Origin of the sequence: Streptomyces sp. URMC 126 (assembly GCF_051386555.1) — a bacterium.
Classification (GTDB): Bacteria; Actinomycetota; Actinomycetes; order Streptomycetales; family Streptomycetaceae; genus Streptomyces.
In genome coordinates this window covers 24,160-40,859 of the sequence record NZ_JBPQTX010000022.1, presented here as the reverse complement: position 1 = coordinate 40,859, position 16,700 = coordinate 24,160, and the positions used below count along the sequence as shown (strand labels likewise).

The 16,700-nt window shown below is 70.4% G+C and carries 11 protein-coding genes; 6 read left to right on the top strand and 5 right to left on the bottom strand.

From position 1 onward, the window contains the following. Positions 1 to 86: 86 nt before the first annotated feature. Positions 87 to 1,613, bottom strand: coding sequence for a ricin-type beta-trefoil lectin domain protein (locus ACSNOK_RS04870; protein WP_436779308.1), 1,527 nt, complete (start codon positions 1,611 to 1,613; stop codon positions 87 to 89). Between the two features lie 108 nt (positions 1,614 to 1,721). Here ACSNOK_RS04870 and ACSNOK_RS04865 point away from each other — a divergent pair, with 108 nt between their 5' ends. From ACSNOK_RS04865 to ACSNOK_RS04850, 4 genes are all read left to right on the top strand, one after another. Next, on the top strand, positions 1,722 to 3,116 hold the full coding sequence (locus ACSNOK_RS04865) for a class II fumarate hydratase (protein WP_436779307.1): 1,395 nt from the start codon (positions 1,722 to 1,724) through the stop codon (positions 3,114 to 3,116). 193 nt (positions 3,117 to 3,309) lie between these two features. Then, on the top strand, positions 3,310 to 4,002 hold the full coding sequence (gene fomD, locus ACSNOK_RS04860; RefSeq protein ID WP_436779306.1) for a cytidylyl-2-hydroxypropylphosphonate hydrolase: 693 nt from the start codon (positions 3,310 to 3,312) through the stop codon (positions 4,000 to 4,002). A 135-nt stretch (positions 4,003 to 4,137) separates the two neighbouring features. After that, positions 4,138 to 4,818, top strand: coding sequence for a class I SAM-dependent methyltransferase (locus ACSNOK_RS04855; RefSeq protein WP_436779305.1), 681 nt, complete (start codon positions 4,138 to 4,140; stop codon positions 4,816 to 4,818). A gap of 55 nt (positions 4,819 to 4,873) precedes the next feature. Continuing rightward, positions 4,874 to 6,973 carry a SpoIIE family protein phosphatase gene (locus ACSNOK_RS04850; protein WP_436779304.1) on the top strand — a complete coding sequence of 700 codons (2,100 nt, stop codon included), beginning with the start codon at positions 4,874 to 4,876 and terminating at the stop codon, positions 6,971 to 6,973. On the opposite strand, the gene ACSNOK_RS04845 is transcribed toward ACSNOK_RS04850, so the two are convergent. The 4 genes from ACSNOK_RS04845 to ACSNOK_RS04830 form a co-directional block, all read right to left on the bottom strand. Beyond that, a complete protein-coding gene (locus tag ACSNOK_RS04845) occupies positions 6,963 to 7,505 on the bottom strand; it encodes a hypothetical protein (RefSeq protein WP_436779303.1) in 543 nt (180 codons plus the stop codon). The genes ACSNOK_RS04850 and ACSNOK_RS04845 overlap by 11 nt on opposite strands. A gap of 145 nt (positions 7,506 to 7,650) precedes the next feature. After that, positions 7,651 to 11,751: a NocE gene (locus ACSNOK_RS04840; RefSeq protein ID WP_436779302.1), complete on the bottom strand. Its 4,101-nt coding sequence runs from the start codon at positions 11,749 to 11,751 to the stop codon at positions 7,651 to 7,653. Between the two features lie 267 nt (positions 11,752 to 12,018). After that, entirely contained in the window at positions 12,019 to 12,414 is a 396-nt protein-coding gene (locus ACSNOK_RS04835) for a hypothetical protein (RefSeq protein WP_436779301.1), read from the bottom strand. Between the two features lie 469 nt (positions 12,415 to 12,883). Then, positions 12,884 to 15,181: a transglycosylase domain-containing protein gene (locus tag ACSNOK_RS04830; protein WP_436779300.1), complete on the bottom strand. Its 2,298-nt coding sequence runs from the start codon at positions 15,179 to 15,181 to the stop codon at positions 12,884 to 12,886. Between the two features lie 204 nt (positions 15,182 to 15,385). Here ACSNOK_RS04830 and ACSNOK_RS04825 point away from each other — a divergent pair, with 204 nt between their 5' ends. Together ACSNOK_RS04825 and ACSNOK_RS04820 are read left to right on the top strand one after the other, a co-directional pair. Further along, positions 15,386 to 16,345, top strand: coding sequence for an SPFH domain-containing protein (locus ACSNOK_RS04825; protein WP_436779299.1), 960 nt, complete (start codon positions 15,386 to 15,388; stop codon positions 16,343 to 16,345). Next, complete coding sequence (locus tag ACSNOK_RS04820; protein ID WP_436779298.1) at positions 16,342 to 16,623, top strand: hypothetical protein; 282 nt, start codon at positions 16,342 to 16,344, stop codon at positions 16,621 to 16,623. Before ACSNOK_RS04825 ends, ACSNOK_RS04820 begins: the two co-directional genes overlap by 4 nt. The last annotated feature ends 77 nt before the right edge of the window (positions 16,624 to 16,700 follow it).

Below are 16,700 nucleotides of genomic sequence, written 5' to 3'. Positions count from 1 at the left end.
CGGACGGGCTGATTTCAGCCCGTCCGGCGTTTGAGGACAACCGCGCGCAGCGCGGTTTGCGGGGGTCCGGGGCTCACCCCCCGCCGTCAGGCGAAGCTCTGGCTCCGGGAGCCGTCGCAGCGCTGGAGCCGTACCGGGTCCTTCGCCGACGCGAGCGTCAGGCAGAGATCGGGCGCGGCCGCCGGGCGGAACGTTCCCGCGGACCGGGTGAAGCGCTGGTTGTCACCGCCGTGGCAGTTCCACAGCGTCACGGCGGTGCCCGCCGCGTACTTCCCGCCGGGTACGTCGACGCAGCGGTCGTGGGAGAGGGCCGTGCGCAGGGAGCCGCGCCCGGCGTCGTACATCCAGTCCTGGTTGCGGGCGCCGGTGCAGTCCCATCCGCCGACCGTCGTCCCGTTACGGGAGGCGGAGCCGTAGGCGTCGACGCAGGTGCCGGTCGCGCTGTTGCGCAGCGGTCGGTACGCGTCGTCCCACGCGCCTCCGTAGAGCTCGGGCTTTCCGGTGCTCGCGGGATCGGCGCAGCCCGCCTCGCGGTGCGAGGAGGCGTAGAAGGCGCTCAGGCAGGCCGCGAAGGCGGCGTGGCCGCGGGCGTTGGGGTGGAAGGACTGGCGGACGGAGTTGGAGTCCGGCGGGAACGGGTTGGAGAGGTCGACGTAGAGGCCGCGGGCCCAGGCGTCGTCCATGCAGACCTCGTGGCCGTGGAAGAGGCGCGAGTTGTCCAGGTAGAAGGCGCCGGCCTCGCGTGCGGCCCGGCGCATGCCGCGTTCGAAGGCGGGGACGGCGGAGTTACGGCCCCAGGCGGCGTCGGAGGTGTAGCCGACGCAGCCGCCCGGGAGCTTGCCGGGGTAGGCGGGGTTGTCCTCGAAGTCGGGGCCGATGGGGCTCGGGTAGCCCATGACGACGAGTTTGTAGTCGCCGTCGGCGTACCCCGCGTCGCGCATGACCGTACGGAGGTCGCGGACGGTCTGTTCGACCTTGGGCACCAGGCCGTCGACGCGCGCCTGCCAGCCGGGGGCGTACTTCGGTTCGCAGGTGCCCTGGAGGGTGAGGTAGCGGGTGACGCAGTCGGTCATGACCGGGCCGAACTGGAGGTCGTCGTTGGCGCCGGCGACGAGCAGGACCATCTTGACGCGGGTGTTGCGGGCCTTGACGGCCAGGTTGTCGCTCTGGACGAGCTCGTCGGCGTACTGCTTGGTGCCGCCGGTACGGATGTTGGCGGTGTTGGCGCCGGAGCAGGCGACGTTGTAGGTGACGTCGGCGGGGATCGAGGTGCGGTGGATGGCGGCGTCGGGCGAGCGGTGGCACCAGTTGTCCGGGCCGTTGGTGCCGGGCTCGTAGGTGCCGACGCCCTCGCCGGATATCTCGCTGTCCCCCAGGGACAGCAGGGAGGTCTTGCGTTCGGCGAGCGGGCGTTCGGCGGGGTCGCCGTAGAGCCTGACCGCCTCGGCGGCGCGGATCTTCTCCAGCTCGGGGCTGAGCGGGGTCGACGCGGTGGCACGGTCCGCGGCGTGCGCGGTACCGGCGGTGGCCATGGTTCCGGTCATACCGCCGAACACGGCTGCGAAAGCCGCGACGGCTGCGATGGAACAGCGCAGGGTGGGTCTGCGTGTCATGAAGCCTCCCCGATTTCTGTTGTTACTCGCGGTATTTACTGGCTGGTAGTGGCCTTCGGGAACACGCTGAACCGGACAAACGCTGTACTCCACAGGAGGTAAGTGACGATGACCGAGAGCGATCAGTACCGGATCGAGCATGACTCGATGGGTGAGGTGCGCGTCCCCGCCCATGCCAAGTGGCGGGCGCAGACCCAGCGGGCCGTGGAGAACTTCCCGGTCAGCGGCCAGCGGCTGGAGCGGGCGCACATCGAGGCGCTGGCCCGGATCAAGGCCGCCGCCGCCAAGGTCAACGCCGAGCTGGGCGTGGTCGACAAGGAGGTGGCGGAGGCGATCGCCGGCGCCGCGGCCGAGGTCGCCGAGGGGCGCTGGGACGAGCACTTCCCGGTCGACGTCTTCCAGACCGGGTCCGGCACCTCCTCCAACATGAACACCAACGAGGTCATCGCCACCCTCGCGAGCGAGCGGCTCGGCCGGGACGTGCACCCCAACGACCACGTCAACGCCAGCCAGTCGTCCAACGACGTCTTTCCGTCCTCGATCCACATCGCCGCCACGGCCGCCGTCACCCGCGAGCTGATCCCGGCGCTGGAGCACCTGGCGGAGGCGCTGGAGCGGAAGGCCGAGGAGTTCGCCGAGGTCGTCAAGTCGGGCCGGACGCACCTGATGGACGCCACGCCGGTGACGCTCGGCCAGGAGTTCGGCGGGTACGCCGCGCAGGTCCGGTACGGCGTCGAGCGGCTGCGCGCCTCGCTGCCCCGGCTGGCCGAACTGCCGCTCGGCGGCACGGCGGTGGGCACGGGCATCAACACCCCGGCCGGCTTCTCCGCCGCCGTGATCGCCGAGGTCGCGCGGGCCACCGGGCTGCCGCTCACCGAGGCCCGCGACCACTTCGAGGCGCAGGGCGCGCGCGACGGTCTGGTGGAGACCAGCGGCCAGCTCCGGACCATCGCCGTCGGCCTCACGAAGATCGCCAACGATCTGCGCTGGATGTCCTCGGGCCCGCGCACCGGTCTGGCCGAGATCAGCCTTCCCGACCTCCAGCCGGGCTCCTCGATCATGCCGGGCAAGGTCAATCCGGTGATCCCGGAGGCCGTGCTGATGGTCGCCGCCCAGGTGATCGGCAATGACGCGACGGTGGCGACGGCGGGCGCGGCGGGCAACTTCGAGCTCAATGTGATGCTGCCGGTGATGGCCAAGAACCTGCTGGAGTCGGTGCGGCTGCTCGGCAACGCGGCACGGCTGCTGGCCGACCGTACGGTCGACGGGATCACGGCGAACGTGGAGCGGGCGCGGGAGTACGCCGAGTCGTCCCCCTCCGTGGTCACGCCGCTGAACCGGTACATCGGCTATGAGGAGGCGGCGAAGGTCGCCAAGAAGTCGCTGGCCGAGCGGAAGACGATTCGCCAGGTGGTGCTGGACGGGGGGTACGTCGAGCGCGGGCTGCTGACCATGGAGCAGTTGGACGAGGCCCTGGACGTGCTGCGGATGACGCGGCCGTGACGCGGCTTTCCTGAGTTTTCCGAGAGGTCTGCGGGGTCTGCGGGGTCTCCGGGGCCGCGAGGTCCCCGAGGTCCGTAAGTTCCGCGCGAGGAGGGCGGGGTGGCGTAAGCCCCGCCCCGGCCGGCCCGGGTGGCCACCGCCCGTGCGGTACACATCACGGCACGCCCCCGGCCCCGCCCCCTAAGATCTGCGCATGGCAGCGGAGACAGCGGACACCAGGACCACCACAGGCCCCGCGGGCGGGTTCTGGGCCCCCGGCGACCGGATTCTCTGGCGGTACCGCGCCAACGCCGAGGACCGCGTGCACATCTGCCGGCCGGTGACGGTCGTCCAGGACACCGCGGACCTGCTCGCCGTCTGGGTGGCGCCCGGGACGGAGTGCGTCCGTCCCGTCCTCGCCGACGGCACACCCCCGTACCAGGAGCCCCTGGCGACCCGTTACACCAAGCCGCGGACCACGCGCGTCGACGCCTGGTCCGGCACCGGCGTGCTCAAGCTGGCCCGGCCCGGCGAATCCTGGTCGGTCTGGCTCTTCTGGGACCTCGACTGGCGGTTCAGGAACTGGTACGTGAATCTTGAGGAACCGCTCGCGCGCTGGGCCGGCGGGGTCGACTCCGAGGACCACTTCCTGGACATCGCCGTCTACCCCGACCGCAGTTGGGAGTGGAAGGACGAGGACGAGTTCGCCCAGGCGCAGCGGGTGGGCCTGATGTCAGCCGCCCGGGCCGAGGAGGTGCGGGCCGCCGGGCGGGCGGCGGTCGAGCGGATCGAGGCGTGGGGCGCCCCGTTCGCCTCCGGCTGGGAGCACTGGCGGCCCGACCCCTCGTGGCCGGTACCGGCCCTCCCGGACGACTGGGGGCGCACTCCGGCGCCCTTGAGGGCGTGAAGCGCTTGCCGTCGCCCCGCGGGGCAACCGTAGGATCGTCCTCCGCGCCCCCGTGTGTGCCGCCGACCGGCAACGCACCGGGCCCGACGGGGAAAGTGACGAACAGTCAGCAGAATCAGGCGGAAGGGCGGAGCGGTGAGCGGTGACCACATCCGGCGGGCCTACGACGACTACGCCCCCGCGGGCCTGGACCGCAGCGGGCAGGCCGAGGCGTTCGACGCCATCGGCGACCGGTACGACGAGGCGTTCCCGCACAAGGAGGGCCAGCTGGCCTCCGGCGCCTGGCTCGCGGAGTCGCTGCCGGCCGGCTCCCGGATCCTCGACGTCGGCTGCGGCACCGGCCTGCCGACGGCCCGGCAGCTGGTGGAGGCCGGGCACGAGGTGGTGGGCGTCGACCTGTCCGAGGGGATGCTCGACCTGGCCCGGGCGCACGTTCCGGGGGCGGAGTTCCATCAGGCCGACCTCGCGGACCTGCGGGACGGGCGGCTGGGCACCTTCGACGGCGTCGCCGCCTTCTTCGCCCTGCTGATGCTGCCGCGCCCGGAGATACCGCACGCGCTGCGGATGCTGCACGGGCTGCTGAGACCCGAGGGGCTGATGGCTCTCTCGATGGTGGAGGCGGACGTGGACGACTATGCGATACCGTTCCTCGGTAACACGATTCGGGTATCGGGTTACCTGCGCGACGAGTTGCGGGAGGTCGTCCGCGAGGCGGGGTTCGAGATCGTCGGGGAGAACTCGCTGGCCTACGCCCCGCTGAGCACGGACGTCCCGCCCGAGATCCAGCTCTTCCTCAACCTTCGACGCGCCGCCTGACCATGGTGCGCCCTGTGCGACCGGGCTTGACGCCCCGACGGATGGAACCCCACGCGTGACGGAGCAGACCGACTCCCACGGAGGACAGCGGAATGCCGCAGTCCGGCATAGCCCCGCGCCGACGCCCGCGCCGACGCCTTCGCCGGCCGGCGCGTCGCGCCCCCGCCCCGGCGACGCCCCCGACGACAGGCCAGGCGACCGGGCCGACGACGGCCTGCCGCTGCCGCGCGGGGCGCGGCCCGTACGGCCCGTCATGAGCGCCTCCGAGGCGGCCGGACCGCCCGCCGGCACGGGCCCCGCGGCCGGGGCGCACTCGGGCGGCGGGGAGCGGCTGCGCTTCGTCGGCGCCGCCACCCGCAGGATCGCCCGCGGCATCGACCTGGACGAGATCGTGCTGGGACTCTGCCGGGCCACCGTGCCGACGTTCGCCGACGCCATCCTCGTCTACCTGCGCGACCCGCTGCCGGTGGGCGACGAGCGGCCGGTCGGCCCCGTCGTCCTGCGGCTGCGGCGCACCGACCGGCTCCCCGAGTACGCGCGCGGCCTGGGCACGCCGGACACCGCCTGGCCGCCGGAGACGCCGGCCGGAGCGCCGTCGGGGGTGTCATCGGGGGTGCCGTCCGGGGCGCCTTCGGGGGCGCCGTCGGGGGCGCCGGAGACCGCTCGTCCCGCCCAGGCCGGTGCCGCCGGGCTGGGGCTGGAGCTCGCCGACGAGGCGGCCGAGCGCTGCGAGGTACGGATAGGCGGGCCGCTCGCGGAGGTGCTGCGGGGTGTCCGGCCCGTCTTCGGGGACTCCTCGGCCGCGCGGGCGGCCCTGCCGGAACTGCTGGGCGAGGACCGGCACGTCCCGCAGCGGCGCCGGACCATCCTCGCGCCGCTGCGCGGGCGCCGCCGCGTGATCGGCGCGGCGGTCTTCATCCGCCGCCCCGACCGGGCGGCGTTCGAGGGCGACGACCTGCTGGTGGCCGCGCAGCTCGCCACCCACACCGCGCTCGGCGTGGACAAGGCCGTGCTCTACGGCCGCGAGGTCTACATCGCGGACGAGCTCCAGCGCACCATGCTCCCCGACTCCCTCCCGCAGCCCACCGGCGTCCGGCTCGCCAGCCGGTACCTCCCGGCCGCGGAGACCGCCCGGGTGGGCGGCGACTGGTACGACGCGATCCCGCTGCCCGGCAACCGGATCGCCCTGGTCGTCGGCGACGTGATGGGCCACTCCATGACCTCCGCCGCGATCATGGGCCAGCTGCGCACCACCGCGCAGACCCTGGCGGGCCTGGACCTGCCGCCGCAGGAAGTGCTGCACCACCTCGACGAGCAGGCCCAGCGGCTGGGTTCGGACCGGATGGCGACCTGCCTCTACGCGGTCTACGACCCGGTCTCGCACCGCATCGTGATCGCCAACGCGGGCCACCCGCCGCCCATCATGCTGCACCGCGGCGGCCGCGCCGAGGTGCTGCGCGTGCCGCCGGGCGCCCCGATCGGCGTCGGCGGCGTGGACTTCGAGGCCGTGGAGCTGGACGCGCCCGCCGGCGCCACGCTGCTCCTGTACACCGACGGCCTCGTCGAGTCGCGAATCCGGGACGTCTGGACGGGCATAGAACAGCTCCGCGAGCGCCTCATCGACACCGCCCGCCTCACCGTCCCCAATCCGCCGCCGCTGGAGCCGCTCTGCGACGAGGTGCTGGGCATGCTCGGCCCGGGCGACCGGGACGACGACATCGCCCTGCTCGCCGCCCGCTTCGAGGGCATAGCGCCGAGCGACGTCGCGTACTGGTTCCTCGACCCGCGCCCGCAGACCGCCCGCCAGGCCCGCCGGCTGGCCCGCCGGGCGCTGGACCGCTGGGGCCTGACCGACCTGACCGACGCGGTGGAGCTCCTGGTCAGCGAGGTGATCACCAACGCCGTCCGGTACGCGGAACGGCCGATCACGCTGCGCCTGCTACGGACGGACGTCCTCCGCTGCGAGGTCGGCGACGACGTACCGCAACTGCCGCGGCTGCGGCAGGCACGCCCGTCGGACGAGGGCGGGCGCGGCCTCTACCTGGTCAACAAGCTGGCCCGGCGGTGGGGCGCGACCCGGCTGAGCACGGGGAAGGTCGTCTGGTTCGAGCTGGGGCTGTCGGGGGCGCCGGGGTCCTCCACCGTCAATGAGTGAAGGGCGGCGCTCCACAGCCCGTGTCCGGGTACGGGCCGTGGACGTCGACCGCGACGCGGTTCTTGGCCACGCTTCCCGACACACAAGCGGTAGCGCCCACTCCGAAGGAGAACTCGGAGCCTTCTTCCCGCGCTCCGGACCGCGCCGGCCGTAGCCGGTTCACGGACAGGACGGACGGGCCGACGAGGCGCCCGAGCGCCGTCCGTACCGCCGCCGGGCCGACGTCGCCGCGACGGCGTGACGCGTCGAGCGCCTTCTCCGCCTCCGCCGCCTTCGCCCGCGCGTCCTTCTCGTCACGCGGGTCCATCGCGGCGGCCCGGGTGACGCGGGAATTGTCCGCGTGATTCGGCGGCGCGTCCCCTGGGGGCGTCCCTTGGGGTGTCCCTTGGGAGGACGTCGTGGGCGCGTCGTGACCGTTCATGTTCTTGAACAGGTCGTCCTCGTCGACTGCCCCGCACCCCGTCACCATGAGGGCGGTCACCACGGCGACGAGGGCGCCGATTGTCCGTCGTGCCGGTGCGTGCTGCGACATACGGCCAGTCTCCCCTCTCGGGCGGGCGGCGTTCATGAGTACCCGTACTCAATTACGGTTTCCGCATGCGAAAGGACCGGGCCCCGCTGCCGCGAAACCCGGTCCCTCAAGCGCCGGCCGGGTGGTCCCGGCCTCGTGCGACGGGCTAGAGACCCATGCCGGCCATCGTGCTTTCCAGCGCGTCGGCGTAGAGCCGGGCCCCACCGATCTTCGGGTGGAACGACTGGGCCGAGAGGCCGTACTTCTCGGTGATCACCCGGGAGTACTTGCCGATGATCGGGAAGTCGTCCAGCGGCTCGTCGGAATCCACGAGCGTCTTGACCACACCGTGGACGGTCTCCGGGTCACCACAGACCGTCTTCCCGGCGAAGTTCTCCTTGGGGTTGGAGAACCAGGCCTGGACGCCGTCCTTCCTGACGTCGTCGACCGCGCTCCCCATCGCGCCGGACAGCGTGTCCGCGACGGTGTTGAGCCACGCGGAGGAATCCTCGGACAAGCCGAACGAGACGCCGAATTCGAAGCGCAGGCACTCGCCCTTCTTGGAGATCAGCGGCGGATACCCCATGAGCACGATCTTCGCGTTCGGGGCCTTGGCGTGTATCTCCTTCAGCGTCTTGGCGATATCGGCGCGGACCACCTCGTTGATGATTCCGGGAATGGCCTCCTTCAGGGGCTTCCCCACGAATTTCCGGTCCCGGCCCTCGACGCGCCGGTCCGTGTCGCCTTCTCCGAAACCGTCGTCCTCGCAGCTGGACGAGCCCATCTTGATCAGGCACTTCTGGATGACCGCCGCGAAGCGGGCGTCGTTGCCGCCGATGCTGATCGTGACCAGGGACGTGTTCTGGTCGAGGTATCCCTTGTCGAGCTGCGGCAGTTCACCGCCGTTGCTCTGGACCTCGCCATAGGGGAGCACGTTGTACGTACGGGCGCCCGAGCAGGCGATCAGGTGGTAATCCAGCGACGGATCGCGCTGGTCGGCGCGGGACCCGTTGGACGCCCCACGGCCCGGGATGGTCGCCTGCCGCGACCAGGCCTGGGTGGACCGGTGGCAGGCGTCGCGTGCCGAGGAGTTCTGCTTGTCCCGGAAATTGGTCTCCGGGTAGTAGTCCCGGTTGCCTTCCGAGGCGCCTTCACCGGACGAGTAGGAATCGCCCATCGCGACGACGAAGTCCTTCGGCTTGCCCGGCAGCGGCTGGAAGGCCACGGAATCCCAGGCGACGTCCTCCTTGCCGACACCGTCGTCCGTATCCGCTTCCAGGGTCACGGTCGGAGTGCCGGTGAAACGGAAGACACCCAGGTCGACCCAGCTGTTCTTGCCGATGCGCTGCGGCTGCACCCGCTTGGGGCTGGTGGAATCGGTTCCGCCCACGACGTACCTGGCCTGCCGGGTGTGCGCGCCGTGGTCCGGAATGTGGGTGTACACCCGCATCCAGCCGCGCTGGGACGAGTTCAGCGTCCATTTGCCGCTGACGGCCATGCGCTTGCCCTCGGCCGTCGCCTTCCAGCGGGTGTGGGCGAACCAGAAGTGGTTGCCGTTGCCGGCGCCGATCTGGTGCAGGTCGACTCTCGCGTTGTCGCTGCCGAAGTCGAAAGCGAACGACCCCTGCGAGGACACGGCTCCGCACCCGCGTGACGGTGATCCTGCCGGCACCGTGCCGTTGGGCAGGTCGTCCACGATCAGCGAACCGGCGGGGAGACCCGTGTTGCAGCGCGGCGGGTAGGAGTCCGCGTCCGGCTGCTCGGGATAGGTGTCGTCGAAGCGGTGCACCGGATTGCCGCACTGGGCGAGGACCGTGCACTCCTTCCATTTCGCCGGACGGTTGTACCAGCACTTCAGGTACAGCGGGTTCTTGGTGTCGGGGTCACCGGGCAGCAGGCACGGCCCCTTGCCGGTGGCGTTCGACGCGTCCGTGCCGATGGCCGACGGATTGCAGTCGTTGCTGCCGTCGCAGAACAGGCCGATCGGCGGCTTCGCCGCGGTACGGGCTTCCTTGCTGTTCCACCACGCGGCCCGGTAGCCGGGCTGGAAGTCCCCGGGCTTGGCCATCGCCGAGATCGGCCGGGCGGCCCAGCCGATCACCTTCTCCTCGTAGGGCCAGTCCTGGGGATGAGCCGCGTGGCTGTAATCGTCGGTGCCGTCCGGCTTTTCCAGGAAAGGAGTGCGGTTCTCCTTCCACAGCGGGTTGGCGGGATTGTTCGTCCAGCCGACACCCCACTTGCCGTTCTCCGGGCTCGACTTGGGGTGGTAGCCCGCGTTGTACGCCCACAAGGCGTAGAACCAGTTCTCGATGTACTTGGGACTGCCGTCATTGATGACGAGGCCGTCCTTCTGGGTGGAGTTCCACTTCTCGATGAGGATGTTGACACCCGCGGCGATGTTCGCGGCGTAGTCCAGCGCCACGGCCTCCTGCTGCACCGTGGTCTTGGGCTGCTCGATCTTGTTGCCGTTCTTGTCTGTCTTCTCCTTGCCGTGCACCCGCATGCCGTCGGTGACCTGCGTGATGCCGTAACCGCAGTCGGCCTCTTTGAAGTCGATGGCGAACGGGTCGGCCTGGTTTCCGTCGGCGGAGTACTTGACCCCGTAGAAATTGCCGATGAGGGAGTTGCCGGTGGCACCCGGCACCACGAAGCGGGTGGCCTGCCACATGTTGGATTCCTGCGCGGTGATGCCGAGCATCACCGTCGCGGGTACGTGCCAGTCGTCCCCCTTGCCGCCGGCCAGCGGCGTCAGGGGAAACAGCGACTGCGGCGCGTACGCCGCCATGCCGGTGTTCTTCCAGTTCGCCGGACGGGTGGCGCCCTTGTTCAGTTTGCCGACGACCGCCTGGTCGACGGCCCACTCGATCTGGCGCGGCGTCGGCTGGAACGCCTGCTTCCGCGGGTCGTTGCGCGGCACGGAGCAGTAGCGGTCGGGCTCGACCGTACCGCCCGCGACGGAGCGTCGGGACGCTCCGCCGCCCTGCGCCGCGAGCGCGGGCGACGGGGCGCCTCCCGCCCGGAGGGCGGGCTTCCCGCCGATCGGGTCGCCCGCGGGCGGGGCGTCCAGCTCGATCGCCTTACCGGTGTCCAGGGCCTTCACCGTGGTCCGCACGGTGCGCTCTTCGAGTGCCTCTTCGGGCCGGATGCGGGAGTCCTTGCCGTCAGCCCAGCGTGAACTGACCGCCGCCCGCCCCTGGCTGGACACCCGGGCGTCCTTGTCGATTCCGCCGGGATTGTGCAGCGGGCCCTCGGCACGGCCCTTCGTCGCGGCCTTGCCGGTGACGTACACCTGCCCGCCCGGGGAGGCCGACAGGTCGAACTCCGTCAGCTTGCCCTGGGCGAGGACCGCCGGTTTGGTGTCCTTCTTCGGCTTGCCGAGTTCGTTCGCGCCCACGCGCGAGACGGTGGCGGTCTCCGCGGCCGGGGCGGCGGTCGCGGTCGCGGTCCGCCGGGGGCCGGAGGCCGCGGGCGTGCGGTCGATGAAGGTGACGCCGCCGTCCGCGTCCGCCTTGAGCTGGAACGGCCAGGCCCTCGTCGTGGCGACCGGGCGCACCTTGCCGTCCTTGACCGTGACGATGTGCGGCCCCGAGGCGCCGACGACGCCGTGTCTGGTGGGGATCGCCGACGTGACCTGGCCGGCCACCGTCTGTTTCTCGCCGATCCGACCGGTGGCGGCGTCGACCGTGACGAGACGGGTCTGGTTCTTGTCCGCCTTGTCGTCCGACAGCGCGGTGAACACGGCCTGGTCGCCATGGCCGCAGCCGGGTGAGAAATAGCCGAGCGTGGCCTGGAAGGGAAGCTTGGTGACCTTTCCGGCGGCCAGGTCGACGACCGCGGTGAAGGCACCGCGCGACATCAGCTCGGGTTTGTTGGTGAACGTCCGCGGCGCGTAGGCGACGGCCGCGTAGGCGCCCGACGCGGTCACACAGGCGTTGCCGATCCAGGTGTCGGTGTCGAACCCCGTCTCGGACAGGGACGCCGCCGTCCGCCAGGCGTAGCCGTTCTTCTCGTCCGCGACCATGAGGTGGAATCCGGTGCCGTCACCGGAGGTGGTGAAGGCGCGGTCGCGGGAGTCCTTCCAGTCCTTGCCGAGCAACTCCGCCCGCTTCTCCACCGGTACGGCGGGCGCTTTCTCACCGTCCTTGCCGTTGCCGGGCCCGGCGGGCGCCGACCAGCCGTCGGCGCTTCCGGGGGGCGGCGTGGCCCCCGCGAACGCCTGGGTGGTGCCGACGCCGGCGGCCAGCGCCATGGCCACGGCGAATGTCACGGGTATGCGCGTGCGTCTCCACAGAATGCGTATCACTCTCGGTCCTTCGCTGGGATGGGGAGAGAAACGTCCCTGCACCGGGACATGGGAAATCACGCCCCGAAGGGCGCGCAGGAGAATGCCGAGCGGGGCCTCGGCCTGTCGCTCAAGGCCCCGCAAGGGAAAGTGGTCTCGACCGTCGTTCAGAAAGACGCCGAGCCCACGCTTCCGTCAAGTGAACAGAGGTACCGTGGAACGGTCCGGGTTCTCAGGACGTAGGCGGAACGTTCAGCGGGCCTCACGCGCCCGGAACTCCGCCTGTGAATCGGCACTTGCCTCTACCGGGTAACCCGAACCCCTCGGGCATACGACGTACGACGTCGAGTCCGGGTCGGTCCAGTGCCCGAAATACCAGCCATTCACTTTACTGCACCGCACAGCGGGACGAAATGCAATGGATTTGCAGTAGGCGACGGCCTTGTCTCCGTCGATCCATGCCGAGCACCTACTGCCGTTCACACTCAGGGTGACACCTCCGATTTCCTGGCGGTCAGCCGTGACCGTCTCCGCGGAGGAGATGCCGGCGGACGCGAGCACAGCGGCCCCCGTCGCTACCGATACCGTCACGGCACGAACCTTGTTTGCCCAACTCATGGCCTTCTCCTTCGTCTTGAAGGCGAACACCGGAGATCATTCCCGCGGGGAGAAGGCAGGCGCCAGGCGCTATCCCGCCACGTTGCTTTTCAGCCGCGCGGCTCGGGGCCGGCACAGGACCGGAAGTGATCGTTTCCGTCGCGCCACCCATGGGAGGTGTTACGGGAAAAGACACCTTTTAAGGGCGCTATGGCGGCTATTCGAGGCACGAGAGAACGGCGCCGCGGCTCCCCTTCCGCGCAACTCAGGAGCAGGCGGGCGCGGTCGGAGCGACGTGTCCGGGCGGGCGGCGGGGCGGAGGGCGCGCGGCAGTACCCAGAGCCGCCCTCAGGTATGCCTGATTCCGGCCGGCTACGGCCCGGCACCCGGCCTTGGCGACCGTACGGCTCGTGGCCGGGATGTGACGTCGCGAGCGGGTGGTTCTCGTGCCCCGCGGACAAAAAGCGGACAAAAAAGCGGCTGCCGTGCCCCCTTGAGGCACGGCAGCCGCTCGGCTCCGCTACGGCAGGTTCAGCCCGTCGTCTCCACCCGGGCCACCCGGGCCACCGGGGTCACCGGTGTCACCCGGACCACCGGTGTCCGGCGGCTTGGGGCGGCCGGTGTGCGGCGGCTTGGTGACGGGCGGCTTGGGCGGAAGCGTGTGCTTCGTTTCCTTGTCGCTGGGCGTCTTCGGCGTGCTCGGCGTGTTCTTGGTCGGCGGCGGCGTCGACGGCGCCTTCGTGGTGGGCGGCGGCGTCGTCGGCGGGGCCGTCGTGGCCGGCGGGGCCGTGGTGGCCGGCGGGGGCTCGGCGGTGGCGGCGCCGTTCTCCGTCTGCAGGTCGAACTTGGCTTCGGCGTTGTCGCCGAGGGCCGCGTCCGTGTAGGCGGACCAGATCTCGGCGGGGAAGCTGCTGCCGCCGATCCGGTCCCTTCCGCCCGCGCCGTACAGCGGCACGTGGTCCTTGCCGGACTCGCCGTAGACGGCGACGATCGTGGTCAGCTCCGGCGTGTAGGCCGTGAACCAGGCGGACCGGTCCTCCTCGGACGTACCCGTCTTGCCCGCCACCTCGTAGCGCGAGTTCTTGACCAGGTTCGCGGTGCCGTCGTCGCTCTCGACCACGCTCTTGAGGACGGCGGTGACGCCGTCGGCCGCGTCGCGCTTGAGGACTTCTTCCCTGCCCGAGGTGCTCGGCAGGTCGATGTCCTGGCCGTTGCGGCTGATGGACTGGATGATGCTGGGCTCGACGCTCTTCCCGTGGTTGTTCAGGGTGGCGTAGGCGGCCGCCATGTGCAGCGGGCTCTGCGACATGGCCCCGAGCGCCATGGCCGGGTGGGCGCCGAAGTCGTTGGCGTTGCCGTTCATGCCCAGGGCGACGGCGGTCTCCTTGACCTTGTTCAGGCCGACGTCCACAGCCATCTGCGCGAAGACCGGGTTGATCGACTTCTGCATCCCGAACTCGACGGTGACCGGGCCGTAGCTGCGCTGGTCCTCGTTCTCGGGGTGATAGCCGTTGGCCCCCGGGCCTTCGATGACGTGCTCGTTGTCGCCGTTGTAGATGGTGTTGGCGTTGATCGGCTTGCCGCCCTGGGTCTTCGAGCCGTTCGTCAGGGCCGCGGCGTAGATGAAGGGCTTGAACGTCGAACCCGGCTGGTAGTCCTCACGGGTGGCGTTGTTGATCTGGTGCTGCTGGAAGACCTTGCCGCCGTACATCGCGACGATCTTTCCGGTCTTCGGGTCCACGGAGACGGCACCCGGCTGGACGGCCCGGTCGACCTTGCGGGTCTTCGGGTCCAGTCGGCTCCACAGTTTGTCGTCGACCGCCTTCTCCAGGGCCGCCTGGCGCTTGGGGTCGATGCTCAGCGTGATGGTGTAACCACCGGCGCCGATGTCCATCCCCTTTTTCTTGAGGATTTCCGAGGCCTGCTCCTGGGCCAGGTGGTAGAGGTACCCGTTCTGGCCCTTGAAACCGGTGTCCGCCTTCGGCCTCTTCACCGTCGGGAACTTCATGGTCTGGCGCTTGTCCTTGGCCAGCCAGTTCTTCTCGACCATCTTGTCGAGGACGTAGTTCCAGCGCTGGTGGGCGAGCTTCTTGCCCGTCTCCGAGCCGGTGATGACGTCGTACTGGCTCGGCGCCTGGAGCAGGGCGGCGAGGTACGCCGACTCCTCTATCGTGAGCTTGGAGAGCTCCTTGTTGAAGTAGGCGTGGGAAGCGGCCTGGACGCCATAGGAGTTGCGGCCGAAGTAGCTCGTGTTCAGATAGCCCTCAAGGATTTTCTCCTTGGACATCTTGTTCTTGAGCTTCAGCGAGATGATCAGCTCGGTCACCTTACGGCTGACGGTCTGTCGCTGGTCGAGGTAGTAGTTCTTGACGTACTGCTGGGTGATCGTCGAACCACCCTGCTTGCCCTCGCCCATCACCGTCTTGACGATGCCGCGCGTGGTACCCATCAGGTCCACGCCCGAGTCGTCCCAGAAGTCCTTGTTCTCCGCCGCGATGACGGCGTTCTGGACGTTCTTGGGGATCTTCGAGAAGTCGACCATTTCGCGGTTGAACTCGCCGTCCCGCTTGATGGTCTTGCCGTCCGGCAGCTTGTAGATCGTGGCCTGTGCCATGGCCGCGTGCTTGCCGTCCTCCGGCACGTCCACGTACAGGTACAGCGCCACGAAGGCGCCCACCCCCAGGGCTATCAGCCCGAAGAAGTACGCGAGCAGCTTCTTCCAGGTGAAAAAGCGACGTATACCGGTCTTTTTGGGCTTCTTGCCCTTGGCGCTGCGGGCACTGCCCTTCTGCGCCCGTCGTGCTTCGGCTCGACCCATCTCTCCCGTAGCTCCACTCTGTCCGCCCCCAACCAGCTCACGAAGCTAACACCGCAAGTGTGACCAAAGGCCCATCGATCAAGGGTTTGGCGCACGTGACATATAGCACCCCGGAGGACGGAACCCGGGTGCGGCGCGATGCGGGAAACCGTACAGGGAGATAAAGTGATATCAGTTTGCTAGACACCATCCAGGGGGAGAGCCATGCCCGAAGCGCCCATCGACACCGCCGTCGACACCACCACCGCGCCCGCGTCCGGGGCGCCCCGGCCACCCGTCCACGAGGTGCCGGCCAAGGACATCGGGGGCGGACTCGCCCTGCTGCTGGGGCTGGTGGGACTGCTCGCCGGTGTGGGGCTGGTCGTGCTGGGCGCGGGTTTCGGGGCGGACGGGAACAAGGGGGCCGCCGGCGCTCTCATCGCCGCCGGGGTGGTCATCGGCCTCGGCGCGATCATCGCCATGTGCGGGCTGAACACCATCGCCCCCGGTGAGACCCGCGTCGTCCAGCTCTTCGGCCGCTACCGCGGCACCATCCGCACCGAAGGCCTGCGCTGGGTCAACCCGTTCACCAGCCGGGAGAAGATCTCCACCCGGGTGCGCAACCACGAGACGGCCGTACTGAAGGTGAACGACGCCTACGGCAACCCGATCGAGCTGGCGGCGGTCGTGGTGTGGCGGGTCGAGGACACCGCCCAGGCGATGTTCGCGGTGGAGGACTTCCAGGAGTTCGTCGCCGTGCAGACCGAGGCGGCCGTCCGGCACATCGCCATCGAGTACCCCTACGACGCCCACGACGAGGCGGCGCTGTCGCTGCGCGGCAACGCCGAGGAGATCACCGAGAAGCTGGCCGTCGAGCTGCACGCCCGGGTCGCGGCGGCGGGCGTCCGGATCGTCGAGTCCCGGTTCACGCACCTCGCCTACGCTCCGGAGATCGCCTCCGCGATGCTCCAGCGGCAGCAGGCCGGCGCGGTGGTGGCCGCCCGGCAGATGATCGTCGAGGGGGCGGTGGGCATGGTGGAGCAGGCCCTCGCCCGCATCAACGAGCAGGGCATCGTGGAGCTGGACGAGGAGCGGAAGGCGGCGATGGTGAGCAACCTGATGGTGGTGCTGTGCGGGGACCGGGCCGCACAGCCCGTCCTCAACACCGGCACCCTGTACCAGTGACGGACGACCTTCCCCCGCAAGGACGGCCGCGGCAGCGCAAGCAGGTGCTGCTGCGGCTCGACCCGCTGGTCCACGACGCGCTCTCGCGCTGGGCCGCCGAGGAGCTGCGCAGCGCCAACGCGCAGATCGAGTTCCTGCTGCGCAAGGCGCTGGCCGAGGCGGGCCGGCTGCCCCGGAACGTAGGCGCCCTCCGCCGGCCCGGGCGTCCGGCCGCGTCGGAGGGGCGGGCGGGACGGGAGGAACCGGAGGGACGGCGGGGAACCGACGGCGGCGGTTGAGGCGTCCGAGACTTCGGGACCCCGTTCCGGAGCGGGCCGTGGCACCGGCCCTCCCCGCCCCCAGGCCGCCGCGAGCG

Bases quoted from the DNA above. Each gene is read 5' to 3' on its own strand.
- ACSNOK_RS04870 (WP_436779308.1), bottom strand. From the start codon at position 1,613: ATGACACGCAGACCCACCCTGCGCTGTTCCATCGCAGCCGTCGCGGCT.
- ACSNOK_RS04865 (WP_436779307.1), top strand. From the start codon at position 1,722: ATGACCGAGAGCGATCAGTACCGGATCGAGCATGACTCGATGGGTGAG.
- fomD (WP_436779306.1), top strand. From the start codon at position 3,310: ATGGCAGCGGAGACAGCGGACACCAGGACCACCACAGGCCCCGCGGGC.
- ACSNOK_RS04845 (WP_436779303.1), bottom strand. From the start codon at position 7,505: ATGTCGCAGCACGCACCGGCACGACGGACAATCGGCGCCCTCGTCGCC.
- ACSNOK_RS04830 (WP_436779300.1), bottom strand. From the start codon at position 15,181: ATGGGTCGAGCCGAAGCACGACGGGCGCAGAAGGGCAGTGCCCGCAGC.
- ACSNOK_RS04825 (WP_436779299.1), top strand. From the start codon at position 15,386: ATGCCCGAAGCGCCCATCGACACCGCCGTCGACACCACCACCGCGCCC.